This window comes from Pseudomonas sp. BNK-15 (assembly GCF_047456105.1).
Classification (GTDB): Bacteria; Pseudomonadota; Gammaproteobacteria; order Pseudomonadales; family Pseudomonadaceae; genus Aquipseudomonas; species Aquipseudomonas putida_E.
Genome location: NZ_CP179898.1, coordinates 2,949,327 through 2,972,742, shown reverse-complemented (window position 1 = coordinate 2,972,742; position 23,416 = coordinate 2,949,327). Strand labels below are relative to the sequence as shown.

Annotated in this window: 24 protein-coding genes and 1 other RNA gene; 5 read left to right on the top strand and 20 right to left on the bottom strand. The window is 62.1% G+C overall.

The window, feature by feature from the left end; translation table 11 throughout:
• Positions 1 to 3: 3 nt before the first annotated feature.
• The 14 genes from ACMGF5_RS13570 to rsmI all read right to left on the bottom strand — a co-directional run bounded on the left by ACMGF5_RS13570 (position 4) and on the right by rsmI (position 15,006).
• On the bottom strand, positions 4 to 960 hold the full coding sequence (locus ACMGF5_RS13570; RefSeq protein ID WP_046784855.1) for a D-alanine--D-alanine ligase: 957 nt from the start codon (positions 958 to 960) through the stop codon (positions 4 to 6).
• Positions 957 to 2,405: a UDP-N-acetylmuramate--L-alanine ligase gene (murC, locus tag ACMGF5_RS13565; RefSeq protein ID WP_046784854.1), complete on the bottom strand. Its 1,449-nt coding sequence runs from the start codon at positions 2,403 to 2,405 to the stop codon at positions 957 to 959. The genes ACMGF5_RS13570 and murC overlap by 4 nt, the downstream gene beginning before the upstream one ends.
• Positions 2,398 to 3,477 (bottom strand): undecaprenyldiphospho-muramoylpentapeptide beta-N-acetylglucosaminyltransferase, encoded by a 1,080-nt coding sequence (gene murG / locus ACMGF5_RS13560; RefSeq protein WP_115273641.1) that lies wholly within the window; start codon positions 3,475 to 3,477, stop codon positions 2,398 to 2,400. The genes murC and murG overlap by 8 nt, the downstream gene beginning before the upstream one ends.
• On the bottom strand, positions 3,467 to 4,681 hold the full coding sequence (gene ftsW / locus ACMGF5_RS13555) for a putative lipid II flippase FtsW (RefSeq protein ID WP_046784852.1): 1,215 nt from the start codon (positions 4,679 to 4,681) through the stop codon (positions 3,467 to 3,469). The genes murG and ftsW overlap by 11 nt, the downstream gene beginning before the upstream one ends.
• On the bottom strand, positions 4,678 to 6,024 hold the full coding sequence (gene murD, locus ACMGF5_RS13550) for a UDP-N-acetylmuramoyl-L-alanine--D-glutamate ligase (RefSeq protein WP_115273640.1): 1,347 nt from the start codon (positions 6,022 to 6,024) through the stop codon (positions 4,678 to 4,680). The genes ftsW and murD overlap by 4 nt, the downstream gene beginning before the upstream one ends.
• A gap of 6 nt (positions 6,025 to 6,030) precedes the next feature.
• On the bottom strand, positions 6,031 to 7,113 hold the full coding sequence (gene mraY / locus ACMGF5_RS13545; protein ID WP_012312865.1) for a phospho-N-acetylmuramoyl-pentapeptide-transferase: 1,083 nt from the start codon (positions 7,111 to 7,113) through the stop codon (positions 6,031 to 6,033).
• Complete coding sequence (locus tag ACMGF5_RS13540; RefSeq protein ID WP_115273639.1) at positions 7,113 to 8,480, bottom strand: UDP-N-acetylmuramoyl-tripeptide--D-alanyl-D-alanine ligase; 1,368 nt, start codon at positions 8,478 to 8,480, stop codon at positions 7,113 to 7,115. Before ACMGF5_RS13540 ends, mraY begins: the two co-directional genes overlap by 1 nt.
• Positions 8,473 to 9,963 (bottom strand): UDP-N-acetylmuramoyl-L-alanyl-D-glutamate--2,6-diaminopimelate ligase, encoded by a 1,491-nt coding sequence (gene murE / locus ACMGF5_RS13535; RefSeq protein WP_182445246.1) that lies wholly within the window; start codon positions 9,961 to 9,963, stop codon positions 8,473 to 8,475. The genes ACMGF5_RS13540 and murE overlap by 8 nt, the downstream gene beginning before the upstream one ends.
• Positions 9,960 to 11,693 (bottom strand): peptidoglycan D,D-transpeptidase FtsI family protein, encoded by a 1,734-nt coding sequence (locus tag ACMGF5_RS13530; RefSeq protein ID WP_414157855.1) that lies wholly within the window; start codon positions 11,691 to 11,693, stop codon positions 9,960 to 9,962. Before ACMGF5_RS13530 ends, murE begins: the two co-directional genes overlap by 4 nt.
• Positions 11,693 to 11,986 carry a cell division protein FtsL gene (ftsL, locus tag ACMGF5_RS13525; RefSeq protein WP_012312861.1) on the bottom strand — a complete coding sequence of 98 codons (294 nt, stop codon included), beginning with the start codon at positions 11,984 to 11,986 and terminating at the stop codon, positions 11,693 to 11,695. Before ftsL ends, ACMGF5_RS13530 begins: the two co-directional genes overlap by 1 nt.
• Complete coding sequence (gene rsmH / locus ACMGF5_RS13520; RefSeq protein ID WP_414156875.1) at positions 11,983 to 12,930, bottom strand: 16S rRNA (cytosine(1402)-N(4))-methyltransferase RsmH; 948 nt, start codon at positions 12,928 to 12,930, stop codon at positions 11,983 to 11,985. The genes ftsL and rsmH overlap by 4 nt, the downstream gene beginning before the upstream one ends.
• Positions 12,927 to 13,382, bottom strand: coding sequence for a division/cell wall cluster transcriptional repressor MraZ (gene mraZ, locus ACMGF5_RS13515; RefSeq protein WP_011535546.1), 456 nt, complete (start codon positions 13,380 to 13,382; stop codon positions 12,927 to 12,929). The genes rsmH and mraZ overlap by 4 nt, the downstream gene beginning before the upstream one ends.
• 308 nt (positions 13,383 to 13,690) lie before the next feature.
• Positions 13,691 to 14,064: RNase P RNA component class A (gene rnpB / locus ACMGF5_RS13510), an RNA gene on the bottom strand.
• 66 nt (positions 14,065 to 14,130) lie between these two features.
• Complete coding sequence (gene rsmI, locus ACMGF5_RS13505; RefSeq protein WP_414156874.1) at positions 14,131 to 15,006, bottom strand: 16S rRNA (cytidine(1402)-2'-O)-methyltransferase; 876 nt, start codon at positions 15,004 to 15,006, stop codon at positions 14,131 to 14,133.
• 187 nt (positions 15,007 to 15,193) lie between these two features.
• Here rsmI and ACMGF5_RS13500 point away from each other — a divergent pair, with 187 nt between their 5' ends.
• The 5 genes from ACMGF5_RS13500 (at position 15,194) to ACMGF5_RS13480 (ending at position 18,935) form a co-directional block, all read left to right on the top strand.
• On the top strand, positions 15,194 to 17,011 hold the full coding sequence (locus ACMGF5_RS13500; RefSeq protein WP_115273638.1) for a penicillin-binding protein activator: 1,818 nt from the start codon (positions 15,194 to 15,196) through the stop codon (positions 17,009 to 17,011).
• A complete protein-coding gene (locus ACMGF5_RS13495) occupies positions 17,011 to 17,382 on the top strand; it encodes a YraN family protein (RefSeq protein WP_039605078.1) in 372 nt (123 codons plus the stop codon). Before ACMGF5_RS13500 ends, ACMGF5_RS13495 begins: the two co-directional genes overlap by 1 nt.
• Before the next feature lie 86 nt (positions 17,383 to 17,468).
• Positions 17,469 to 18,062 carry a phosphoheptose isomerase gene (locus ACMGF5_RS13490; protein WP_008097558.1) on the top strand — a complete coding sequence of 198 codons (594 nt, stop codon included), beginning with the start codon at positions 17,469 to 17,471 and terminating at the stop codon, positions 18,060 to 18,062.
• Positions 18,059 to 18,637 carry a BON domain-containing protein gene (locus ACMGF5_RS13485; RefSeq protein ID WP_115273637.1) on the top strand — a complete coding sequence of 193 codons (579 nt, stop codon included), beginning with the start codon at positions 18,059 to 18,061 and terminating at the stop codon, positions 18,635 to 18,637. Before ACMGF5_RS13490 ends, ACMGF5_RS13485 begins: the two co-directional genes overlap by 4 nt.
• A 79-nt stretch (positions 18,638 to 18,716) precedes the next feature.
• On the top strand, positions 18,717 to 18,935 hold the full coding sequence (locus ACMGF5_RS13480) for a YgdI/YgdR family lipoprotein (protein WP_414156149.1): 219 nt from the start codon (positions 18,717 to 18,719) through the stop codon (positions 18,933 to 18,935).
• Positions 18,936 to 18,986: 51 nt separating this feature from the next.
• Here the strand turns inward: ACMGF5_RS13480 and ACMGF5_RS13475 are convergent, their stop codons facing one another.
• The 6 genes from ACMGF5_RS13475 to rpsI form a co-directional block, all read right to left on the bottom strand.
• Entirely contained in the window at positions 18,987 to 19,418 is a 432-nt protein-coding gene (locus ACMGF5_RS13475; protein ID WP_046784844.1) for a ClpXP protease specificity-enhancing factor, read from the bottom strand.
• A 10-nt stretch (positions 19,419 to 19,428) separates the two neighbouring features.
• Positions 19,429 to 20,052: a glutathione S-transferase N-terminal domain-containing protein gene (locus ACMGF5_RS13470; protein WP_046784843.1), complete on the bottom strand. Its 624-nt coding sequence runs from the start codon at positions 20,050 to 20,052 to the stop codon at positions 19,429 to 19,431.
• 120 nt (positions 20,053 to 20,172) lie between these two features.
• Positions 20,173 to 20,952, bottom strand: a complete 780-nt coding sequence (locus ACMGF5_RS13465; RefSeq protein ID WP_012312852.1) for a cytochrome c1 — start codon at positions 20,950 to 20,952, stop codon at positions 20,173 to 20,175.
• Entirely contained in the window at positions 20,952 to 22,163 is a 1,212-nt protein-coding gene (locus ACMGF5_RS13460) for a cytochrome b (RefSeq protein ID WP_042111179.1), read from the bottom strand. The genes ACMGF5_RS13465 and ACMGF5_RS13460 overlap by 1 nt, the downstream gene beginning before the upstream one ends.
• Entirely contained in the window at positions 22,163 to 22,756 is a 594-nt protein-coding gene (gene petA, locus ACMGF5_RS13455; protein WP_039604011.1) for a ubiquinol-cytochrome c reductase iron-sulfur subunit, read from the bottom strand. The genes ACMGF5_RS13460 and petA overlap by 1 nt, the downstream gene beginning before the upstream one ends.
• A 263-nt stretch (positions 22,757 to 23,019) precedes the next feature.
• Positions 23,020 to 23,412, bottom strand: coding sequence for a 30S ribosomal protein S9 (gene rpsI / locus ACMGF5_RS13450; protein ID WP_046784841.1), 393 nt, complete (start codon positions 23,410 to 23,412; stop codon positions 23,020 to 23,022).
• Between the last annotated feature and the right edge of the window lie 4 nt (positions 23,413 to 23,416).

Below are 23,416 nucleotides of genomic sequence, written 5' to 3'. Positions count from 1 at the left end.
TTGTTAACCTCGCGTCGCTACGCTGTCGGCCAGGATCGCCAGCACCAGTTGCTGGAAGTCCAGACCGGCCGCGCGGGCCGCCATGGGCACCAGGCTATGATCAGTCATGCCCGGTGCGGTGTTTACTTCGAGCAGCCAGAACCGGCCCTGCTCGTCCTGCATCACGTCCAGACGGCCCCAGCCTTCGATGCCGATGGCATCGCAGGCGCGCGCGGTCAGGTCGATAAGCTCCTGCTCCTTGGCACTGTCCAGCCCGCACGGAATGCGGTACTGGGTGTCATTGGCGATGTACTTGGCGTCGTAGTCGTAGAACACGTGCGGAGTGCCCAGGGCGATCGGCGGCAGCACCTGGCCACGCAGAACGGCAATGGTGAACTCCGGGCCGTGAATCCATTGCTCGACCAGCACCTGAGAATCGTATTTGGCGGCGTCTTGCCAGGCAGCGACCAGTTCCTGCTCGCTGTTCACCTTGGCCATGCCGATGCTAGAGCCTTCATGGGCAGGTTTGACGATCAGCGGGAAGCCCAGTTCCGTACCGGCTACAACACAATCTTCTTCGCTGGCCAGCACAGCATGACGCGGGGTCGGAATGCCCAGGCTTTGCCATACCTGCTTGGTCCGCAGCTTGTCCATGGCCAGGGCCGAGGCGAGGATGCCACTGCCGGTGTAGGGAATGCCCAGGCACTCCAGCAGGCCTTGCATGCTGCCGTCCTCACCGCCGCGGCCGTGCAGGATGATGAAGGCACGGTCGATCTTCTCGCTTTGCAGGCGGGCCAGCAGGTCATCGCCCACGTCGATGGCGACCACGTCGACACCGGCGCTGCGCAGCGCCTCGATCACGGCAGCGCCCGACTTGAGCGAGACTTCACGCTCGGCGCTCTTGCCGCCGTACAGTACAGCGACACGGCCGAACGCGTTGACGTCCAGGGTTGAATGCAGCTTCTCGTAGGCGCTGGTCATTTCGACTTCTCCTGCTTGGCGCCAGCGAACAGCGGGCTTTTCATCAATTGCGGGGCCAGGCCACCGACATCACCGGCACCTTGGCACAGCAGGATGTCACCGGCACGCAGCAGCGGCTTGACCAGCGGTGCCAGCTCGGCGCCGCGTTCGATGTAGATCGGGTCCAGCTTGCCGCGCTGGCGAATGCTGTGGCACAGCTGACGGCTGTCGGCACCGGGTATCGGCTCTTCACCGGCCGGGTACACCTCCATCAGCAGCAGCACGTTGGCATCGCCCAGCACCTGCACGAAATCGTCGTACAGGTCACGGGTGCGGCTGTAACGGTGTGGCTGGTAGACGATGACCAGGCGACGGCTTGGCCAGCCACCGCGCACAGCCTTGATCACCGCCGCCACTTCGGTCGGGTGGTGGCCGTAGTCGTCGACCAGCATCACGCTGCCGCCTTCAACCGGCAGTTCGCCGTACACCTGGAAGCGTCGACCGACACCCTGGAAGCCGGAAAGCCCCTGCACGATGGCTTCGTCGCTGATGCCTTCGTCGGTGGCGATGGCGATGGTGGCCAGGGCATTGAGCACGTTGTGGTTGCCCGGCATGTTGACCGACACTTCCAGCGGCTCACGATCACGGCGCAGCACGGTGAAGTGGGTCTGCATGCCCTTCTGGCTGACGTTGATCGCGCGGATGTCGGCCTCTTCGCTGAAACCGTAGGTCACGGTCGGGCGCTTGACCTGTGGCAGGATCTCACGCACCACCGGGTCGTCCAGGCACATCACGGCCAGGCCGTAGAACGGCAGGTTGTGCAGGAACTCGACGAAGGTTTTCTTCAGCTTGTTGAAGTCACCCTCGTAGGTGGCCATGTGGTCGGCGTCGATGTTGGTGACCACAGCAACCATCGGCTGCAGGTGCAGGAAGCTGGCGTCGCTTTCGTCGGCTTCGGCGATCAGGTAACGGCTGGTACCCAACTGCGCATTGGTGCCGGCAGCGGTCAGGCGGCCACCGATGACGAACGTCGGGTCCAGGCCACCGGCGGCAAATACCGAGGCCAGCAGGCTGGTGGTGGTGGTTTTGCCATGGGTACCGGCAACCGCCACACCATGGCGGTAGCGCATCAGCTCAGCGAGCATTTCGGCACGCGGCACCACTGGGATGCGCCGTTCAAGCGCAGTGGCGACTTCCGGGTTGGCCGGGTTGATGGCGCTGGACACCACCAGTACATCGGCATTGGCGGCGTTTTCGGCACGGTGGCCAACGAAGATCTCGGCACCGAACGACTCCAGGCGCTGGGTAACCGGCGACACCTTGAGGTCGGAGCCGGACACTTCATAGCCCAGGTTCAGCAGCACTTCGGCAATACCGCACATGCCCACGCCGCCGATACCGACGAAGTGGATACGATGAATACGGCCCATCTTCGGCTGGGGCATGGCTTTCTGGCTTTCAACCATGGGCCACCTCCAGGCAGATATCGACCACGGTGCTGGTTGCGGAAGGTTTGGCAAGGCCCCGTGCGGTGCGTGCCATGGTGTTGAGTTTCTCGGGTTGCATCAGCACCTCGTTCAGGCGTTCAGCGAGTTGCGCTGCGCCAGTTGTCGCTTGTGGCATGAGGAAGGCGGCGCCTTCCCGAGCCAGATATTGGGCGTTATGGGTCTGGTGGTCGTCGATGGCATGGGGCAAAGGCACCAGCATCGAAGGCAGGCCGGCCGCCGCGAGCTCGCTGACGGTCAGGGCACCGGCCCGGCACACCACCAGGTCGGCCCAGCTGTAGGCGTGGGCCATGTCCTTGATGAACGGCTCTACCTGAGCCTCGACACCCGCCTCTTGATAACGCTCGGCGGTGATCGGCGCGTGGTGCTTGCCGGCCTGATGGAACACCTCGGGCCGCAGGTCAGCGGGCACCTCGGACAGGGCCTTAGGCAACAATTTGTTCAATGGTTCCGCACCCAGGCTGCCACCCATGACCAACAGGCGGGCACGGCGCTCGCCCAAGGGCGCACGCTGCGCGTCCATGAACAGCTCAGGGCGCACCGGATTGCCGGTGGTACGCAGCTTTTCGCCAGCTTCAAACGTGCCTGGGAAAGCCTCGCAGACACGCGCCGACAACGGCACCAGCAGGCGATTGGCGGTACCGGCGCGGGCGTTCTGTTCGTGAATCACCAGCGGCACACCGCACAGACGCGCGGCGACGCCGCCAGGGCCGGTCACATAGCCACCGAAGCCGATCACGCAGACCGGCTTGAGCTGGCCAATGATACGCCGCGCCTGGAGCACGGCCTTGACCAGGGTAAACGGTGCCTTGAGCAGCGACAGCTTGCCCTTGCCACGCAAGCCGCTGACCTGGATCAGGTGCAGCGCCAGGCCGGCCTGGGGGACCAGCTCATTCTCGATGCCGCGGGGGGTGCCCAGCCAGTGCACGGTATAGCCGCGCGCCTGGAACTCACGTGCGCAGGCCAGGGCCGGGAACACATGGCCTCCGGTGCCACCCGCCATGATCAGTACGTTTTTGCCGTCAGCGGCCATGACTGGTCTCCTCGGCAAAATCGCTTTCGCTGAATTCGTGTTCCTCGCTGCCCAAGTGCGTGCGGCTTTCCCATTCGATACGCAGCAACAAGCCGACGCAGGCACAGCAGATCACCAGGGAGCTGCCCCCGTAACTGAGGAAGGGCAAGGTCAGGCCCTTGGTCGGCAGCAAGCCGACGTTCACGCCAATGTTGATCAGGAACTGGCCAATCCACAGGAACGCCAGGCCAAATGCCATGTAGGCGGCAAAGTACTGCTTGGCCTTCTCGGCCCACAGGCCGATGTAGAGGGCGCGCACGGTCACGAATACGAACAGCGCGATGGTCACCAGCGAACCGACCACGCCCAACTCCTCGGCGAGTACCGAGAACACGAAGTCGGTGTGCGCTTCAGGCAGGTAGAACTGCTTTTGCACACTGTTGCCCAGCCCTACGCCCAGCCACTCGCCGCGGCCGAAGGCGATCAATGCCTGGGTCAACTGGTAACCAGAGCCGAACTGGTCGGACCAGGGGTCGGTAAAAGTGATCAGGCGCGCCATCCGGTAGGGCTGCGCCTGCACCAGCACGAACACTGCGACCACCGCCAGCACCACCATCAGGCTGAAGCGGAACAACCCTACTCCGCCGAGGAACAGCATGGCTGCGGCAGCGCCCATCATGACCACGGTGGCACCGAAGTCCGGCTCCATCAGCAGCAGGCCGGCCATCGGCAGCAGCACGATGAACGGTTTGAAAAAGCCCATCCAGCTTTCGCGCACTTCGGTCTGCCGACGTACCAGGTAGCCGGCGAGATAAATGACCACGAAGACCTTGGCGATCTCCGAAGGCTGGACGTTGAAGAAGCTGAAGCCGATCCAGCGCATCGAGCCGTTCACTTCCCGACCAATGCCAGGCACCAGCACCAGTACCAGCAGGCCAAAGGCGCCAACCAGCATCATGAAGCCCATGCGCTGCCACGTGGCGATCGGCACCAGCAGGGTCGCACCACAGGCGACCAGGCCAATGGCCACGTAAACCAGATGGCGGAACATGTGGTACAGCGGGTTGCCTGACTGTACTGCGGCCACCTCCGACGACGCCGAGGTGATCATCACCAGGCCCAGGCCGAGTAGCGCCAGGCAGCCGGCCAGGAAGGCGAAGTCGAGGTCGATGCCACGGCCGCTGATAAGCGGCGACGGGTACGGCTTGAGGATGCCGAAGATCATGCCAGCCCTCCCGCCGCCTGGGCGAACAGCCGCCCGCGTTCTTCAAAGTTCTTGAACATGTCGAGGCTGGCGCACGCCGGCGACAGCAACACGGCGTCACCCGGCAGAGCCAGCTCGGCGCATTGCTGCACGGCCTCGTCCAGCGTCTTGACCCGCACCAGCGGCACGGCATCACCTAGCACCTCGGCCAGGCGTTCGGCATCACGGCCGAGCAACACAACGGCGCGGCAAAAACGTGCCACCGGCTGACGCAGGGCGGCAAAATCGGCACCCTTGCCGTCGCCGCCGGCGATCAGCACCAGCTTGCCGTCGATATCCGCGCCCAGGCCTTCGATGGCGGCCAGGGCAGCACCGACGTTGGTCGCCTTGGAATCGTCGTACCAGCTCACACCGTTGCGCGCACGCACCCATTGGCAACGATGGGCCAGGCCGCCGAATTCGCGCAGGGCTTCGAGCATCGGCTCGAACGGCAGACCGGCGGCATGCCCGAGGGCCAGGGCCGCCAGGGCGTTGCTCTGGTTGTGGGCACCCCGAATTTTCAGGTCACGGACCGGCATCAGTGCCTGGAACTCGAAAGCCAGGTACTTCTCGCCCTCGACTTCACGCAAGCCGAAGGCCTTGAAGTCCGGCTGATTCAGGCCAAAGCTCCAGCACGGGCGATTTTCGACCGGCAACGGCCGGCTCAGGGCATCCTGGCGGTTCACCACCACTTGGCGGGCGCCACGGAATATCCGGTGCTTGGCCAGGTGATAGGCCGGCAGGCCGCTGTAGCGGTCCATGTGGTCTTCGCTGATGTTCAGCACCGTGGCAACTTCGGCATTGAGCTGGTCGGTGGTTTCCAGCTGGAAGCTCGACAGCTCCATGACATACAGCTCGACATCATCACTGAGCAGGTCCAGGGCCGGTGTACCCAGGTTGCCGCCGACGGCCACGCGCTTGCCGGCCTTGGCGGCCATCTCGCCGACCAGGGTGGTTACCGTGCTTTTCGCATTGGAGCCACTGATCGCCACGATCGGCGCCTTGGCATGGCGGGCGAACAGTTCGATGTCACCGGACAGCTTCACGCCACGCGCCGCCGCCTGCTGCAGGGCCGGCGTGGCCAGTGCCAGGCCTGGGCTCACATACAACTCGTTGGCGCGGCACAGGAAGTCCACGTCCAGTTCACCACAGCGTACTTCCACCTGCGGGTAATCACGGCGCAGGGTGTCCAGTTCCGGCGGTTGCTCGCGGGTGTCGGCGACCGCAAAGGCAATGCCCTGGTTCGCCAGGAAGCGAACCAGGGACATGCCGCTCTTGCCGAGGCCGACAACGATGCGGAATTGGTCGGAAGCGATCAGTGACACGCTCGTCTACCTCAGTTTCAGGGTTGCAAGGCCGATCAGCACCAGAATCACGGTGATGATCCAGAAACGGACAATCACCCGTGGTTCAGGCCAACCCTTGAGTTCAAAGTGGTGGTGGATCGGTGCCATGCGGAACACGCGCTTGCCGGTCAGCTTGAAGGAAGCCACCTGGATCACCACCGACAGGGTTTCCATCACGAAGATGCCGCCCATGATGAACAGCACGATTTCCTGGCGCACGATCACGGCGATAGTGCCCAGTGCAGCGCCCAGCGCCAGCGCGCCGACGTCACCCATGAACACCTGGGCCGGATAGGTGTTGAACCACAAAAAGCCCAGGCCGGCGCCGATCAGCGCGCCGCAGAACACGATGAGCTCACCTGAACCCGGCACATAAGGAATGAGCAAGTACTCAGCGAACTTCACGTTACCCGACAGGTAGCAGAAGATGCCCAGCGCACCGCCAACCATCACCGTCGGCATGATCGCCAGGCCATCGAGGCCATCGGTCAGGTTGACCGCATTGCTCGACCCGACGATGACGAAGTAGGTGAGGACGACGAAGCCGATGCCCAGCGGGATGGTGACGTCCTTGAGGAACGGCACGATCAGGGTGGTTTCGACAGTGGTCGGGGCCGTCTGATACAGGAAGATCGCCGCCGTCAGGCCGAACACCGACTGCCAGAAGTACTTCCAGCGGCTAGGCAGGCCGCGCGAGTTCTTTTCGATCACCTTGCGGTAGTCGTCGACCCATCCGATGGCGCCGAACAGCAGCGTGACGATCAGTACCGTCCACACATAGCGGTTCGACAGGTCGGCCCACAGCAGGGTGCTGATGCCGATGGCGGACAGGATCAAGGCACCACCCATGGTTGGCGTGCCGGATTTGGACAAGTGCGATTGCGGGCCGTCATTACGGACGGCCTGACCGATCTGGCGGATCTGCAGGGTACGGATCATCCACGGGCCCAGCCACAGCGCCAGCGACAACGCGGTCAGTACGCCAAGGATCCCGCGCAGGGACAGGTACTGGAAGACCGCGAAGCCTTTGTGGAACTGTTGCAGATACTCAGCCAACAGCAGCAGCATTAATGTTTCTCCCCGCTGGCACCGCACAATGCAGCCACGACGTTTTCCATCGCAGCGCTGCGCGAGCCCTTGATCAAGATAGTGGTGTTGCTGGCAGTTTCGGCACGAACGGCCTCGATCAGCTCAGCTTGAGTTGCGAAATGACGGCCATTGGCGCCGAACGCCTTGACCGCATGTGTCATGTTGGTACCCACTGCATACAGGGCATCGACCTTACCGCGCGCGTAATCGCCCACCTGACGGTGGCCTTCTTCGGCCCACTGCCCCAGCTCGCCGATATCCCCCAGCACCAGAACGGTGCGACCGGAAAAGCCGGCGAGTATATCAATGGCCGCGCACATCGAGGTGGGATTTGCGTTGTAACTGTCATCGATCACGCGCACGCCATTCGGGGCGATTTGCGCCACGGTACGGCCCTTGACCGGCTGCATGGCGTTCAGGCCGGCGGCAATGCCGCTCAGGCTCAGACCAACGGCATGGGCGGCGGCGGCGGCGGCCAAGGCGTTGCTGACGTTATGCTCACCGAGCACATTGAGCTGCACGGCCACCGATGCGCCGGCGCCATGCAGTGTGAACGACGGGCAACCCCGCGCGTCGCGCCCGATGTCGGTGGCATGGAAGTCGGCGCGGGCGTCGCTGCGGGCAAAGCTGATGACCTTGTGCGCACCCGCACGCGCCTTCCAGATGGCAAAGGCCTTGTCGTCCAGGTTGAGGATGGCCGTGCCACCCTCGCCCAGCCCTTCGAGAATCTCGCCCTTGGCTTCAACGATCTTCTCTGGCCCGCCGAACTCGCCGACGTGGGCAGTACCTGCGTTGTTGATGATGACCACCTGTGGCTGGGTGAGGCCCACGGTATAGCGGATCTCGCCAATGCGCGAAGCGCCCAGCTCAATGACGGCGGCGCTGTGCTGCGGGGCAATTTCCAGCAGGGTCAGCGGTGCACCCAGGTCGTTGTTCAGGTTGCCACGGGTGGCATGAACAGGGCCACGGGTACGCAGGATGCAGGCAAGCATCTCTTTGACCGTGGTCTTGCCGCTGGAGCCGGTGATCGCTACCACAGGTTTGTCGTAGCCGGCACGGTTCAGCGCACCAAGCTGGCCGAGGGCCAGACGACTGTCGGCAACCACCAGTTGCGGCAGGTCGACATCGGCCACTTCACGCTCCACCAGCGCTGCCACAGCCCCCTTGGCCTGCACATCGGCCAGGTAGTCGTGGCCATCGAAACGCGGCCCCGCCAGGGCGACGAACAACTGCCCGGCGCCGACGCTGCGGCTGTCGATGCTGACACCGCTGAAGCTGGCGTCTGCGCCGACCAGGCGAGCGCTCAGTGCTGCGGTCAGCTGGCTGAGTGTCATGGGCTTAAGCATGTGGAGCCTCCCAGGCTGCAAGTGCCTTTTCGGCTTCGACCAAGTCGGAGAAGTCATGGCGCTGGCCATTGATTTCCTGGTAATCCTCGTGCCCCTTGCCGGCCAGGACGATGACGTCCGAGGCGGCAGCAGAAGCGATCAGGTGTGCAATGGCCTCGCCACGGCCAGCGATGAACTCGACCTCGGCGGGCCGGGCAAAACCAGGGCGAATGTCGTTGAAGATGGCCTGCGGGTCTTCGGTACGTGGGTTATCGTCAGTGACCAGTACACGGTCAGCCAGGCGCTCGGCCACCTCGGCCATCAGCGGACGCTTGCCACGATCGCGATCGCCGCCACAACCGAACAGGCACAGCAATTGGCCGTGGGCGTGCGGGCGCAGGGCCTGGAGTACTTTTTCCAGGGCGTCAGGAGTGTGCGCGTAGTCGACCACCACCAGCGGCTTCTCACCACCGCCAAGGCGCTGCATGCGGCCCACCGGGCCCTGCAATTGCGGGGTGACCTTGAGGATTTCATCCAGCGAATAATCCAGAGCCATCAGAGTGGCCACGGCCGCGAGCATGTTGCTCAAGTTGAAGCGGCCCAGCAGCTGGCTGCGCAAGGTGCGCTCACCCTGGGCAGTGACGATGATGGCGCGTACGCCATCGTCGTCGAATTTGGCTTCACGGCAATACAAGGAAGCGTCGGAGTTTTCCAGGCTATAGCTGAGCAAACGGGTCTCGATATGATCGACACTCGGACGACGGGCAAAATCAGCCGCCAGGCGACGCCCGAATCCGTCATCCAGGTTGACCACCTGGCAACGCAGGCCAGGCCAGGCGAAAAGCTTGGCCTTCGCGGCCTCATAGGCCTCCATGCTGCCGTGATAGTCCAGATGATCACGGGACAGGTTGGTCATCACCGCGATATCGAATTCCAGCGCAGCAACACGACCCTGTTCCAGGGCGTGCGAGGATACTTCCATCGCCACAGCCTTGGCGCCAGCCTTTTTCAGATCATAAAGGGTCGACTGCACCGCAATCGGGTCTGGCGTGGTCAACCGACCGCTCTGCAACTCACCATGAAACCCGGTACCCAGGGTGCCGATCAGGCCGCACCGCTGGCCAAGTGCATCGAGCGCCTGGGCCACCAGCTGAGTGACGCTGGTCTTGCCGTTGGTGCCGGTAACCCCGACCAGGTTCAGCTGACGGCTCGGCTCGCCATAGAAGCGGCCGGCAATATCCGACAGCTGGGCGATCAGGCCTTTGACCGGGATCAGCGGCACATCGGTGATCGGCAGCACATGGGTGCCCTGCTGTTCGTAAGCGACTGCGGCGGCACCACGGGCCAGCGCGTCGCTGATATGGTCACGGCCATCGACCTTGGCCCCCGGCACGGCCAGGAACAGGTCACCTGCGCGCACAGCACGGCTGTCCAGGGTCAGCTCACGGATCAGCGGGTCGCGACTGGCGTGGGCGAAAAGCTTGCTCAGTGGCATTGTCATCATCCACGCCCTCCCTTGGCGGGTACTGCATTGACTTGTTGCGGGTCGGCAGGCGGTGGCAGGTTGTCTGGCGGCACATTCATCAGCCGCAGGGTGCTCGACATGACGTTGCTGAACACCGGCGCCGATACCAGACCACCGAAATAACCGCCTTTCCTCGGCTCGTCGATGACCACGACAATGGCGTAACGCGGGTCGCTCATCGGGCCGAAGCCGGCGAACAGCGAGCGGTAGGCGTTTTCGGTGTAGCCCTTGGCGCCAACTGTGGCTTTACGTGCGGTACCGGACTTGCCGGCCACGTGATAGAACGGCACCTGGGCACGGAATACCCCGCGCGGCGCCTCGATCACTTGCTGCAACATGCCTTGCACGGTCTCGGCGGTGTCCTTTGGAATGGCCTGGACTGCCTCGGGCGCCTTGTCGACCTTGAGGATCGACAGCGGCACCATCTTGCCGTCGTTGGCCAGCGCCGCGTAGGCATGCACCAGCTGCAGGGCGGTAACCGAGACGCCGTAGCCATAGGACAAGGTCGCGGTTTCGGCCTTGCGCCACTCGCGATGGTTGGGCAGGTTGCCAACGCGCTCCCCCGGGAACCCAAGGCCGGTGTACTGGCCAAGGCCGACCTGGGACATGACCCGGTAGATGGCTTCGCCGCCGATATCGAAGGCGATCTTGCTCATGCCGACGTTACTGGAGTTGATCAGGATGCCGGTCAGGTCGAGGATCGGCCCCTCGCTCCTGGACACGTCCTTGATGGTGTAGCGGCCGATCTGCAAGCTGCCCGGGTACACCTCGACCTTGTCGGTGGGCTTCCAGCGCCCACTCTCCAATGCGGCGCTCATGGAGATCGGTTTGACCGTGGAGCCTGGCTCGAACACGTCAATGATCGCCCGGTTACGCATCGCCGCCGGGAACATGGTGCGACGGTTGTTCGGGTTGTAGGTCGGCTGGTTGACCATCGCCAGGACCTCACCGGTCTTGACATCCATGATCACCAGGCTGCCGGCCTTAGCGTCCTGTTCGGCGATTGCGTTACGCAGTTCGCGAGTGGCCAGGTATTGCAGGCGCAGGTCGATGGACAACGCCAAGGTCTTGCCGGCCTTGGCGTTCTTGGTTACCTGAATGTCCTTGATCAAGCGGCCGCGCCGGTCCTTGATCACTTGCCGCTTGCCGGGCACCCCGGCCAGCCATTCATCGTAGGCCAGTTCCACCCCTTCGCGGCCATGGTCATCCAGGTCGGTGAAACCGACCATGTGCGCGGTGACATCACCGGCGGGATAGAAGCGGCGGAATTCTTCAAGGCCGTATACACCCGGCACTTTCAGGTCGAGCACATGCTGCCCCTGCTCCGGGGTCAGGCCGCGGACCAGGTAGATGAATTCTTTGCTGGCCTGCTGGGTCAGGCGCTCGCTCAGCTGTTGGGCGTTTTGCCCCAGTGCTGCGGCCAGTTGCGGCCAGCGCTCCTTGGAGGCTTGCATTTCCTTGGGGTTGGCCCACAAGGTGGTGACAGGCGTACTGACGGCCAGAGGCTCACCATTGCGATCGGTAATCAGACCACGGTGTGCCGGAATAGGGATATGACGCAGGCTGCGGGCATCGCCCTGGCCCTTGAGGAAGTCACGGTCGACCACCTGCAGGTCGATGATGCGCCAGCAGATGGCACCGACCATCAACGCCAGCAAGCCGATCACCACGCGGAAGCGCCAGGGGTAGAGCGCGCCTTCGAGCTTCATCATGGCGCCACCATCCGTACTTCGTCGGCGGCAGGCACGTGCATCTTCAGCTGCTCGGAAGCCAGGTTCTCGATGCGGCTGGCAGCGGTCCAGGTGCTTTGTTCGAGGATCAGCCGGCCCCACTCGGCCTGGGCCTTGTCGCGCTCATTCAACTCGCCGTACAGGGTGTTGAGCAACTGGCGATTCCAGTGGGCGCTGTACGATACGGCAATGGCCGAAACAAGCACGCCAACGAACAGCAGAAGCATCAGGAAGCTTCCGCCTGGCAAAGGTTTGGCAAATAGCCGGCTCACCGAAGCTTCTCCGCCACCCGCATCACGGCGCTGCGCGACCGCGGGTTGGCCTTGAGCTCGGCTTCGGAAGCAAACTGGGCCTTGCCGATCAGACGGATTTTCGGCTCGAAGACCTTGTGCTGAACCGGCAGGTTGCGCGGCAGGTTATCCGCTTCACCCTTGACCAGTTTGCGCATGAACAGCTTGACGATACGGTCTTCCAGCGAGTGGAAGCTGATCACCGCCAGGCGGCCGCCGACTTCCAGCGCATCGAGTGCGGCCTCAAGGCCGGCCTCAAGATCGCCCAGCTCGTTGTTGACGTGAATGCGCAGGCCCTGGAAGGCACGGGTAGCCGGATTTTTACCTTTTTCCCAGGCAGGGTTGGCGACCTTGAGCACTTCGGCCAGGTCCGCAGTACGCGTGAACGGCTGCTTTTCGCGGCGCTCTACCACGGCACGCGCCATGCGCCCGGCAAAACGCTCCTCGCCGTACTCTTTGAAAACGCGGGCAATTTCCTCAACCGGCGCGGTGGCGATGAACTCGGCAGCACTGATGCCCTGGTCGGGGTTCATGCGCATGTCCAGCGGGCCGTCATTGAGGAAACTGAAACCACGCTCGGGGTCGTCCAGCTGGGGCGAGGACACGCCCAGATCAAGCAGGATACCGCTGACCTTGCCAGCCAGCCCGCGCTCGGCCACTTCCGCGCCCAGTTCGGCAAAACTGCGCTGCACAATGACAAAGCGGCCGTCTTCGGCCGCCAGCGCTTGCCCCGCGGCAATCGCTTGAGGATCTTTGTCGAAGCCCAGCAGCCGCCCTTGCGGCCCGAGCTTGCTGAGGATCAGACGGCTGTGCCCGCCGCGGCCGAAGGTGCCGTCGAGATAGCAACCGTCGGCGCGCAGGGCCAATGCCTCGACAGCTTCGTCGAGCAGGACGGTGATGTGGTTGAAGCCGCTATCTATGGTCACAGGATCAGGTCACGTAAATCGTCGGGCATGGCGCCCGGTTGTTGGATAGCTGCAAGGTCGGCTGCCGAAACTGCGTTCCAGGCATCCTCATCCCACAGCTGGAATTTGTTCAACTGCCCCACCAGCATCGCCTTCTTGTCCAGCTTGGCGTACTCCCGCAGGCGGGGCGGTACCAGGAAACGGCCACTGCCGTCGAGCTCCAGGTCCACCGCATTACCGATCAGCAAACGCTGCAGGCGGCGGTTTTCCTCACGCAACGACGGCAAGGCACGCAACTTGGCTTCAATCTGCTCCCACTCATCGAGGGGATAAACACACAAGCAGGGGTCGACGGCGTCGATGGTCACGATCAGCTGACCATTGCAACGCGAATCGAGCTCGTCACGGTACCGGCTCGGCATGGCGAGACGGCCCTTTGCATCGAGGCTGACGGCGTTGGCTCCGCGGAACACGGCTGCGATTCCCCACAATGGTAGCTTTTTTGTGCCAGAAAACCCACTTCATCCCACTTTCTGCCACTTGCGCACACTATAGGAATCCGTCCGCTGCACCGTCAAGGCGCGTTCATAGGGAAAACCCTTACAGGACCGAGATTTAGCTCAATAAAGGAAGAAGGAAGGAGTACTGGGGGCAAAAAAAAACGCGAAAAATCAAACCCACTCAAACGGATACCGTTTGAACTTAAAGTGATTTATTAAGAGTAAGATCTTTTCGGTATTACAAACGCGCTCTGCTATCGATCGAGCAGAAGGGAGGAGAGGTGGAGAGTCGATCTGTAAGCCGGGTTTTGTCGAGGACAGTCATTCCTCTACGACGGCCATCACTGGACGCCTCTAGCAACCTACCCGGTTCCGACGCGGGCCACGCCTGATGGAACCCTATTTGGTCTTGCTCCGAGTGGGGTTTACCTAGCCACGAACTGTTGCCAGACGTGCGGTGCGCTCTTACCGCACCTTTTCACCCTTACCGGCACCGAAGTGCTTAGGCGGTTATTTTCTGTGGCACTTTCCGTAGGCTCGCGCCTCCCAGGCGTTACCTGGCACTCTGCCCTATGGAGCCCGGACTTTCCTCCCCCCGCCGTTACGCAACAAAAGTTGCGGAACAAAAGCAGGCAGCGACTGTCCGATCGACTCTCCGGCGCCAAGGTTAACGGCAGCTGCGCTCAAGAACAAGCAATACCGCAACTATATCAAATTGCCACTACTGCGGTTTCTGCTTTTCCAGTGCCGCCTGATACAACAGGTTCTTGCGCACACCGGTGATCTCGGCCGCCAAGGCCGCCGCACGCTTGAGCGGCAACTCGGCCAGCAGCAGGTCCAGCACACGCTGCGCTTGGACACTGATCGCCGCCTCACCTTCCGGCGCACTCCAGCCACCGACCAACACCACGCACTCGCCGCGCTGCTGGTTACTGTCACCCGCCACGAACTCGCACAACTCTGCGAGCGGCAACCCTTTGAGGGTCTCGAAGGTTTTGGTCAGCTCACGTGCGAGCAACGCCGGGCGCTCGGCACCGAACACCAGCTTCATATCTTCCAGACACTCAAGAATACGATGAGGCGCTTCGTAGAAAATCAACGTGCGCGGCTCCTCCTTCACCTGTTCGAGCCGGCCACGGCGACCGGCGCTTTTGGCGGGGAGGAAACCTTCGAAAATGAACCGATCGGAGGGCAGCCCGGCCGCCGAAAGCGCGGCAATCAGCGCGCAGGCGCCAGGCACAGGCACCACATCGACGCCCGCGGCTCGCGCCTGACGCACCAAGTGGTAGCCAGGATCGGAAATCAACGGCGTACCGGCATCGGAGACCAGCGCCACATCTTCACCGGCCATCAGCTTGGTGATGAAACGCCCGCCTTCGTCCCGTTCATTGTGCTCGTGGCAGGCTGCTAGCGGCGTATCGATGCCGAAATGCTGCAGCAGGCGGATCGAGTGCCGGGTGTCCTCGGCAGCGATCAAGGCGACGTTGGCCAGCACCTTCAATGCCCTGGCGCTCATGTCGTCGAGGTTGCCAATGGGGGTTGCGACCACATACAGCGTCCCCACGGTGGATTTCGAAGCCCCTGCCACATCAGTCACTGCGCACACCTGCCTTTCGGATCAAAGGCGCCATTGTAGCCCGAGCGCCGGTAACAGGGCGCAAAGAACTTCACCTGCGGCCACGTCAAGTACACCTATAGTGAAGGTTCCCGTTCAGCAACATCGCGCCCCGGCCAACGCTTGGGTACAATTGCCGGCCAACTTGATCGAGTAACAGGACCTTTACATGATCGCTTGCCTGCGGCTGCTCACAGCCCTCTGCCTCGCTGCCCTGCTGGCAGCCTGCGCCAGCTCGCCCTCATCCAGCCTCGGAGAGCTGCCACGCACGCCGGACGCCAGCATCGAGCAACTGCTCGAAAAAGCGGCGGCCAGCACGTCTGCCGAAGATGCCGCCCTGCTGCGCCTGAGCGCTGCCGACCTGGCTTACAAGCAGAAGGATTACCCGCGCGCCGCACGCATTCTCGAGCAGGTCCCCATGGATACGCTCAAGCCCGCCCAACAAATCTTCGCCGCCACACTTGGCGCCGAACTGGCCATGAGCCGCAACCAGCCCAAAGCCGCCCTCAGCGCCCTCTCGCACACCAGCCTGCAGCACCTCGCCCAATTGCCGGCAGAGCAGCAGGTGCGCACCTATGGCGTCCACGCCGCCGCCCTTGAAGCCGACGGCCAGGCCCTGGCCGCTGCACAACAGCGCGTAATGCTGGGCCCACTGCTCAGCGGCCAGGCTGCCAGCGCCAACAATGACGCGATCTGGGCCCTGGTCGCCTCGCTGCCGGCAGAGCAACTGCAGCAGCCCGCCGGCGACCAGACCCTGGCCGGCTGGACCAGCCTGGCCCTGGCCGTGAAAAGCGCCGGCACCCTGGAGCAGCAGCAGGCCGCCATCGAAACCTGGCGCAAGCAGCACCCCGACCACCCCGCGGCACAGCAACTGCCATCGGCCTTGGTCAAGCTCAAGGAACTGGCAAGCCAGCCGCTGACCAAGATCGGTCTGCTGCTGCCCCAGGAAGGCCCGCTTGCCGGTGTCGCCCGCGCCCTGCGTGACGGCTTCATGGCCGCGCACTTCCAGGCCCAGCAGGCTGGCCAGCAAGCGCCGGCCGTACAGGTGTACGACAGCTCACGCATCGGCTCGCTGGACGACTTCTATCGTCAGGCCCAGGCCGATGGCGTGCAACTGGTAGTCGGCCCGCTGGAAAAAGCGCTGGTAAAAAAACTGGCCGCCAATGCGCAGCTGCCTATCACGACTCTCGCCCTGAATTACGCCGACGCCGGCCAGAACGCCCCGCCACAGCTTTTCCAGTTCGGCCTGGCGGCCGAAGACGAAGCCCGCGAAGTCTCGCGCCGCGCCCGCGCCGACGGCATGGTTCGCGCGGTGGCCCTGGTGCCGAGCGGTGAATGGGGCGACCGCGTGCTTGCCGCGTTCCGCCAAGACTGGGAAGGCAATGGCGGCACCATCATCGCCGCCGAACGCATCGCCCAGCCGGTCGCCCTGGCCCAGCAGATCGCCAACCTGTTCCAGCTGCGCCAGAGCGAAGGCCGCGCACAGAGCCTGCAGAGCACCGTGGGCGGCACCATTGCCGCACAACCATCGCGTCGCCAGGACATCGACTTCATCTTCCTCGCCTCGACCCCGCAACAGGCGCAGCAGATCAAACCGACCCTGAACTTCCAGTACGCTGGCGACGTTCCGGTCTACGCCACCTCGAACCTTTACAGCGCCAGCGGTGACGTCAACCAGTACAAAGACATGAACGGCATTCGCTTCTGCGAAACCCCGTGGCTGCTCGACACCACCAACAGCCTGCGCCAGCAGGTGGTTCAGCAGTGGCCACAAGCCGCTGGCAGTCTCGGCCGCCTGTATGCGATGGGTGTAGACGCCTATAGCCTGGCACCACGCCTGGGTCAGCTCAAAGCATTGCCGGACAACCGTGTACAGGGCCTTTCCGGCAGCCTGAGCATGAGCGCCAGCCAGCGCATCGAGCGCCAGCTGCCGTGGGCTGAATTCTCTGGCGGCCAGGTCAAACGCCTGCCCGATACCATCCGCTAATGCCCCAAGCATCACCAACCAGCGCCGGCCATGCCGCAGAGAACCAAGCCCTTGAGTTTCTTCAAGGGCAAGGCCTGCAACTGCTGACGCGCAATTGGCGATGCAAAGGCGGCGAGCTTGATCTGGTCATGCTCGACACCGATACAGTAGTATTCGTCGAAGTCCGCTATCGGTTGCACGCGGGCTTCGGTGGCGCCCTTGGCAGTATCGACGGGCGCAAGCAGAAGCGGCTGGTGCATGCCGCCAGCCTTTTTCTGCTGAAGGAGTCTTGCTGGGCCAACCACCCTTGCCGCTTCGATGTTGTCGCCTTGCAGGGTAGCCACCATGCAGGCAGGCCGCTTCAATGGCTGAAAAACGCCTTCGAATGCTGAACCCACTCCCCTATTTTTGCTCTATGTTTCGCGGGCTGGTCCCTGTTGCGCGTAGCAAAGGCCACCGCCCCACTTAAGGTCACCAGATGGACATGCAATCCCGAATTCGCCGGCTGTTCCAGGCCAGCATCGATACCAAGCAACAGGCAATGGACATCCTGGCACCGCACATCGAGCAGGCCAGCCTGGTCATGGTCAATGCGCTGCTCAACGAGGGCAAGATGCTCGCCTGCGGCAACGGCGGCTCGGCCGGCGACGCCCAGCATTTCTCTTCGGAGCTGCTCAACCGCTTTGAGCGCGAGCGTCCGAGCCTGCCGGCAATCGCTTTGACCACCGACAGCTCGACACTGACCTCGATTGCCAACGACTACAGCTACAACGAAATCTTTTCCAAGCAGATTCGCGCCTTGGGCCAGCCCGGCGACGTCCTGCTGGCGATTTCGACCAGCGGCAACTCGGCAAACGTGATTCAAGCGATCCAGGCGGCACATGATCGCGAAATGATTGTCGTAGCATTGACCGGGCGTGACGGTGGCGGCATGGCTTCGCTGCTGTTGCCCGAGGACGTGGAGATCCGCGTACCCTCGACGGTCACTGCACGCATCCAGGAAGTCCACCTGCTGGCGATCCACTGCCTGTGTGATCTGATCGACAGCCAACTGTTCGGGAGTGAAGAATGATCCCCAAGCGCCTCGGCCTGATGGCCCTGACCCTGTGCCTGAGCGTCACCGGCTGCAGCTCGGTACTGACCTCGACCCGCAATTCGCCGATCGAGGATGATCGCGGCACTCGCACCATCGGCAGCAAGATCGACGACTCGTTGATCGAAACCAAGGCCGCTGTAAACATCTCCAAGGCCAACCCTGATCTGGACAAGGGTTCGCACATTGTCGTCAGCAGCTACAACGGCATTGTCCTGCTCGCCGGCCAAACCCCGCGCGCCGACCTGAAGAGCCTGGCCGAGCAGACTGCCAGCCAGGTGCAGCGGGTCAAGCGGGTGCATAACGAGCTGCAGGTGATGCAACCCTCCTCCATCCTTGCGCGCAATAACGACGCCTGGCTGACCACCAAGATCAAGACCCAGATGCTCACCGACAATGCCGTGCCCAGCTCACGCATCAAGGTCATCACCGAGAACGGTATCGTCTACCTGCTAGGCCTGGTTACCCGGCAGGAAGCCAACTCCGCCACTGCCGTGGTACAAGGCGTGTCGGGCGTGCAAAAGATCGTCAAGCTGTTCGAGTACATCGACTGATACGCTTGCCTGCACCGGCCCTCGCATACCGGTACAGGCATCCTAATGGCTCCACCTTCAGAACTTCAGGAAACACCGCATGAAAAAGCTTCTGCTGCCCGCCCTGTTGATCGGCGCCTTCGCCACCCTGGCCGGCTGCTCCACCCCTAGCCTGATCACCCTGAACGACGGTCGCGAATTCCAGACCGTTGACGAACCACAGTTTGATCAGGAGTCCGGCTTCTACGAGTTCCAGCAGCTCGACGGTAAACAGACCCGCGTTAACCGTGACCAGATTCGCACCATCAGCGACCTGTAACCACCACCGTGCTGCAAAGAAAAAGGCGACCCAACCGGATCGCCTTTTTTGTTACTTGACCACCTTCAGGCTCGGCCGACCACTCGGGCGCGGCGGCTGCCCCCCACCTTCCGGCGGGCCATCATCATCCGGCTCGACACCCTCGTCTTCCAGCTCTTCACCCTCCATCAACGGAGGCTCCAGCTCGAAGACCATGCCTTGGCCGTTCTCCCGGGCATAAATGCCCAGAATCGCGCCGACCGGCACGAACAACGAGTGGGCAACGCCACCGAAGCGCCCCTCGAAGCTCACCGCGTCGTTGTCCATGTGCAGGCTGCGCACGGCACTTGGGGAAATGTTCAGGACGATCTGGCCGTCACTGGCGAAACCTTGCGGCACCTGGACTGCCGGATATTCGGCATTGACCAGCATATGGGGCGTGCAATCGTTGTCGACGATCCACTCGTACAGTGCTCGAACCAGATAGGGGCGACTGGAGTTCATCAACGGCTCCTTAAAGCTTGCGCATTTCACGTTCAACGGAGGACAGGCTCGCCAGGAAAGGCTCACGGGCGAACTGCCGCTCCATATAATCCAGCAGCGGCTTTGCTTGCCGCGGCAATTCGATACCCAGTACCGGCAAACGCCAGAGTATGGGCAATAGACAACAATCGACCAGGCTTTGCTCATCGCTCATGAAACAAGCGAACTCGTTGAACAATGGCGAGACGCCCGTCAGGCTCTCACGCAGTGCCTTGCGCGCCTCGGCACGAGCGGCATCACTGCTGCGCGAATCGAGCACGGTATCGGCCAGCGCGCACCAGTCACGCTGAATGCGATGCATCAACAAGCGGCTGTTACCACGCGCCACCGGATACACCGGCATCAGGGGCGGATGCGGATAACGCTCCTCGAGGTATTCCATCACCACGGTCGATTCATACAACGCAAGATCGCGGTCGACCAGGGTCGGCACGCTGCCGTAAGGGTTCACTTCACCCAGCTTGGGTGGCAGACGACCGGGATCGACGTCGATGATCTGCACGCTGACACCTTTCTCGGCGAGAACCAGGCGTACCCGATGAGAATAATGGTCAGCGGGGTCGGAATAGCAGGCTAACCTGATGGTCGCGCCCATGTAGCGCCTCCTCGCATGGGGATGCTTGTGAAACTGCAAATGCAAACGCGCCCTGGAGGCCCCTTCGCATACACGAGGGAGCGCCCAGGGCGCGTTCAACTACCAGAAACTACTGCGTGATCAGTGCACGTCCTTCCAGTATTCGCGCTTGAGCAAGTAGGCGAACACGAAGAAGAAGGCCAGGTACAGCAACACATACGTGCCGATGCGCTGGCTTTCCAGTTTGACCGGGTTGGCCGAATAGGCCAGGAAGGTCACCAGGTTCTTGACCTTCTCGTCGAACTGCTCAGGCGTCAGGGTACCGGAATTCGGCGTGATGGTCAGCTGGTCACACGCTTCATGGGTCAAAGGGCTGCCGGTCAAGGGGTCGAATTGCTTCTTGCCATCGACCACCATCTGCACCTGCTTGCACCCTATCACCTGATTGCCCTGCAGCCCGACCAGCACATTGGGCATACCGACATTCGGGAACACCTTGTTGTTAACCCCGTAAGGTCGCGACTTGTCCTCATAGAAGCTGCGCAGGTAGGTGTACAGCCAGTCGGTACCACGCACCCGGGCAACCAGGGTAAGGTCCGGTGGCGCAGCACCGAACCAGGTCTTGGCGTCATCGGGCTTCATGCCGATGTTCATGTGGTCGCCGATCTTGGCACCCGTGAATACCAGCTTCTCCAGCATCAACTCATGGGGTATTCCCAAGTCATCGGCTACGCGCTCGTAACGCTGGAACTTGGCACTGTGGCAACCCATGCAATAGTTGGCGAAAGTCCGTGCGCCATCCTGCATCGCAGCCTTGTCCGTCAGGTCGATATCGACTTTGTCCAGCTCCAGCCCCGGTCCGGCAGCAAAGGAAAAGGCAGGCATCACTGCCAGCAAAAATACTGCAATCAACTTTTTCATCAGCCAGTCACCCTTTCCGGAACCGGTTTGGTCTTCTCAAGCCTTGTGTAGAACGGCATCAGCAGGAAGTAGGCGAAGTACAGCACGGTGCACACCTGCGACAGCAGCGTGCGACCTGGCGTAGGTGCCAGCACCCCCAAAATGCCGAGGATGACGAAGGAAATGCAGAACACCAGCAGGAAGACCTTGCTGATCCAGCCCTTGTAGCGCATGGAGCGTACCGGGCTTCGATCGAGCCAAGGCAATACGAACAGCACGGCGATCGCCGCCCCCATGGCGATTACGCCCATCAACTTGTCGGGCACCGCACGCAGAATCGCGTAGAACGGCGTGAAGTACCAGACCGGCGCAATATGCTCAGGCGTCTTGAACGCATTGGCCTGTTCGAAGTTGGGTTTTTCCAGGAAGTAACCGCCCATTTCCGGGAAGAAGAACACTACCGCACAGAACACGAACAGGAACACCACCACGCCGACAATGTCCTTGACGGTGTAGTAAGGGTGGAACGGAATACCATCCAGCGGGATGCCGTTTTCGTCCTTTTTCTTCTTGATATCGACCCCGTCCGGGTTGTTCGAACCCACCTCGTGCAGGGCCAGAATGTGCAACACGACCAGCCCGAGAATGACGATCGGCAGGGCCACGACGTGCAGCGCGAAGAAGCGGTTCAGGGTAATGCCGGAAATAAGGTAGTCACCACGAATCCACTGGGTGAGATCGTCGCCGATCACCGGAATGGCACCGAACAGCGAGATGATCACCTGCGCCCCCCAGTAAGACATCTGACCCCACGGCAGCAGATAGCCCATGAAGGCCTCGGCCATCAGCGCCAGGTAGATCAGCATGCCGAACAGCCAGACCAGTTCACGTGGCTTCTGATAGGAGCCATAGAGCAGGCCGCGGAACATGTGCAGGTAGACCACGACAAAGAACGCCGAAGCACCGGTGGAGTGCAGGTAGCGCAGGATCCAGCCGTACTCCACGTCACGCATGATGTACTCGACCGAAGCGAAGGCCTCCTCCGCCGAGGGCGTGAAACTCATGGTCAGCCATACACCGGTGACAATCTGGTTGACCAGCACCAGCAGGGCCAGCGAGCCGAAGAAATACAGGAAGTTGAAGTTCTTGGGCGCGTAATACTTGCTCAGGTGCTCTTCCCACATCTTGGTGGCGGGGAAGCGAGCATCAATCCAGTCCATGAACTTGCTCATCATGCTTTCTCCTGGTCGACGCCGATGACGACGATGTCATCCGACTCGTAAGAGTGCGGCGGCACTGGCAGGTTGAGAGGCGCTGGCTGCGATTTGTAGACACGCCCCGCCAGGTCGTAGTGGGAACCATGGCAGGGGCAGAAATAGCCGCCCACCCACTTGGGCCCCAGATCGGCGGGCGCGACTTCCGGGCGGAAGGTCGGTGAGCACCCAAGGTGAGTGCACAGGCCCACGAGAATGAGGATTTCCGGCTTGATCGAGCGTACCTGGGGGTCGACGTACTCCGGCTGTACGGAGGCCTTCGATTCAGGGTCGGCGAGCTCGGCAGTGACTTTTTTCAGGTTACCGAGGATCTCATCCGTTCGCCGCACGATGAACACAGGCTGGCCACGCCATTCCGCAACCATCTGCTGCCCAGGCTCAACCTTGGCGATGTTGACCTTCACCGGTGCCCCGGCCGCCTTCGCCTTGGCGCTGGGAAACCATGACCCCACGAACGGTACCGCAGCCCCCACTGCCCCCGCTGCCCCGACCACGGATGTCGCGGCTACGAGGAAGCGGCGCCGGCCTGCGTTGACGCCGTCATTGCTCATTCAGTCCTCTCCCATCAGCTTGCTTGGCCTGTTGGATCAGGCCTGTACTTAGGTAATGTCTGTGGCACCCCAAATTGGCCGCCATGGTAAGAAACAAATCCACACAGTGACAAGGTGATTAACCCAGGTCTGGGCTACAACCCTCGCTTTGCTTGATCTGCGTCTATGCGACAGGACACCACGGACATGCTGACAGGTTAGTTCAAGCCATAAAAAAAGCCCGGTTCCAAAGAACCGGGCTTTTTTCGACTGCCGAAGCGGTATTAACGCTTGGAGTACTGAGGACGCTTACGCGCTTTACGCAGACCCACTTTCTTACGCTCGACTTCACGAGCGTCGCGGGTGACGTAGCCAGCACGACGCAGAGCGCCACGCAGGGTTTCGTCGTATTCCATCAGAGCGCGGGTGATACCGTGACGGATCGCACCGGCTTGACCGCTGACACCACCACCGGCAACGGTGACGTAGATGTCGAACTTCGCGGTGGTCTCGGTCAGCTCCAGCGGCTGGCGAACAACCATACGAGCGGTTTCGCGGCCGAAGAAGGTGTCCAGAGGACGGTTGTTGATGGAGATGTTACCAGTACCCGGACGCAGGAAAACGCGAGCGGTTGCGGTCTTGCGACGGCCAGTGCCGTAATTTTGAGTCGCCGACATAATG

Bases quoted from the DNA above. Each gene is read 5' to 3' on its own strand.
- ACMGF5_RS13570 (WP_046784855.1), bottom strand. From the start codon at position 960: ATGACCAGCGCCTACGAGAAGCTGCATTCAACCCTGGACGTCAACGCG.
- murC (WP_046784854.1), bottom strand. From the start codon at position 2,405: ATGGTTGAAAGCCAGAAAGCCATGCCCCAGCCGAAGATGGGCCGTATT.
- murG (WP_115273641.1), bottom strand. From the start codon at position 3,477: ATGGCCGCTGACGGCAAAAACGTACTGATCATGGCGGGTGGCACCGGA.
- ftsW (WP_046784852.1), bottom strand. From the start codon at position 4,681: ATGATCTTCGGCATCCTCAAGCCGTACCCGTCGCCGCTTATCAGCGGC.
- mraY (WP_012312865.1), bottom strand. From the start codon at position 7,113: ATGCTGCTGCTGTTGGCTGAGTATCTGCAACAGTTCCACAAAGGCTTC.
- ACMGF5_RS13540 (WP_115273639.1), bottom strand. From the start codon at position 8,480: ATGCTTAAGCCCATGACACTCAGCCAGCTGACCGCAGCACTGAGCGCT.
- murE (WP_182445246.1), bottom strand. From the start codon at position 9,963: ATGATGACAATGCCACTGAGCAAGCTTTTCGCCCACGCCAGTCGCGAC.
- ACMGF5_RS13530 (WP_414157855.1), bottom strand. From the start codon at position 11,693: ATGAAGCTCGAAGGCGCGCTCTACCCCTGGCGCTTCCGCGTGGTGATC.
- ACMGF5_RS13500 (WP_115273638.1), top strand. From the start codon at position 15,194: ATGATCGCTTGCCTGCGGCTGCTCACAGCCCTCTGCCTCGCTGCCCTG.
- ACMGF5_RS13495 (WP_039605078.1), top strand. From the start codon at position 17,011: ATGCCCCAAGCATCACCAACCAGCGCCGGCCATGCCGCAGAGAACCAA.
- ACMGF5_RS13490 (WP_008097558.1), top strand. From the start codon at position 17,469: ATGGACATGCAATCCCGAATTCGCCGGCTGTTCCAGGCCAGCATCGAT.
- ACMGF5_RS13485 (WP_115273637.1), top strand. From the start codon at position 18,059: ATGATCCCCAAGCGCCTCGGCCTGATGGCCCTGACCCTGTGCCTGAGC.
- ACMGF5_RS13480 (WP_414156149.1), top strand. From the start codon at position 18,717: ATGAAAAAGCTTCTGCTGCCCGCCCTGTTGATCGGCGCCTTCGCCACC.
- ACMGF5_RS13475 (WP_046784844.1), bottom strand. From the start codon at position 19,418: ATGAACTCCAGTCGCCCCTATCTGGTTCGAGCACTGTACGAGTGGATC.
- ACMGF5_RS13470 (WP_046784843.1), bottom strand. From the start codon at position 20,052: ATGGGCGCGACCATCAGGTTAGCCTGCTATTCCGACCCCGCTGACCAT.
- ACMGF5_RS13465 (WP_012312852.1), bottom strand. From the start codon at position 20,952: ATGAAAAAGTTGATTGCAGTATTTTTGCTGGCAGTGATGCCTGCCTTT.
- ACMGF5_RS13460 (WP_042111179.1), bottom strand. From the start codon at position 22,163: ATGAGCAAGTTCATGGACTGGATTGATGCTCGCTTCCCCGCCACCAAG.
- petA (WP_039604011.1), bottom strand. From the start codon at position 22,756: ATGAGCAATGACGGCGTCAACGCAGGCCGGCGCCGCTTCCTCGTAGCC.
- rpsI (WP_046784841.1), bottom strand. From the start codon at position 23,412: ATGTCGGCGACTCAAAATTACGGCACTGGCCGTCGCAAGACCGCAACC.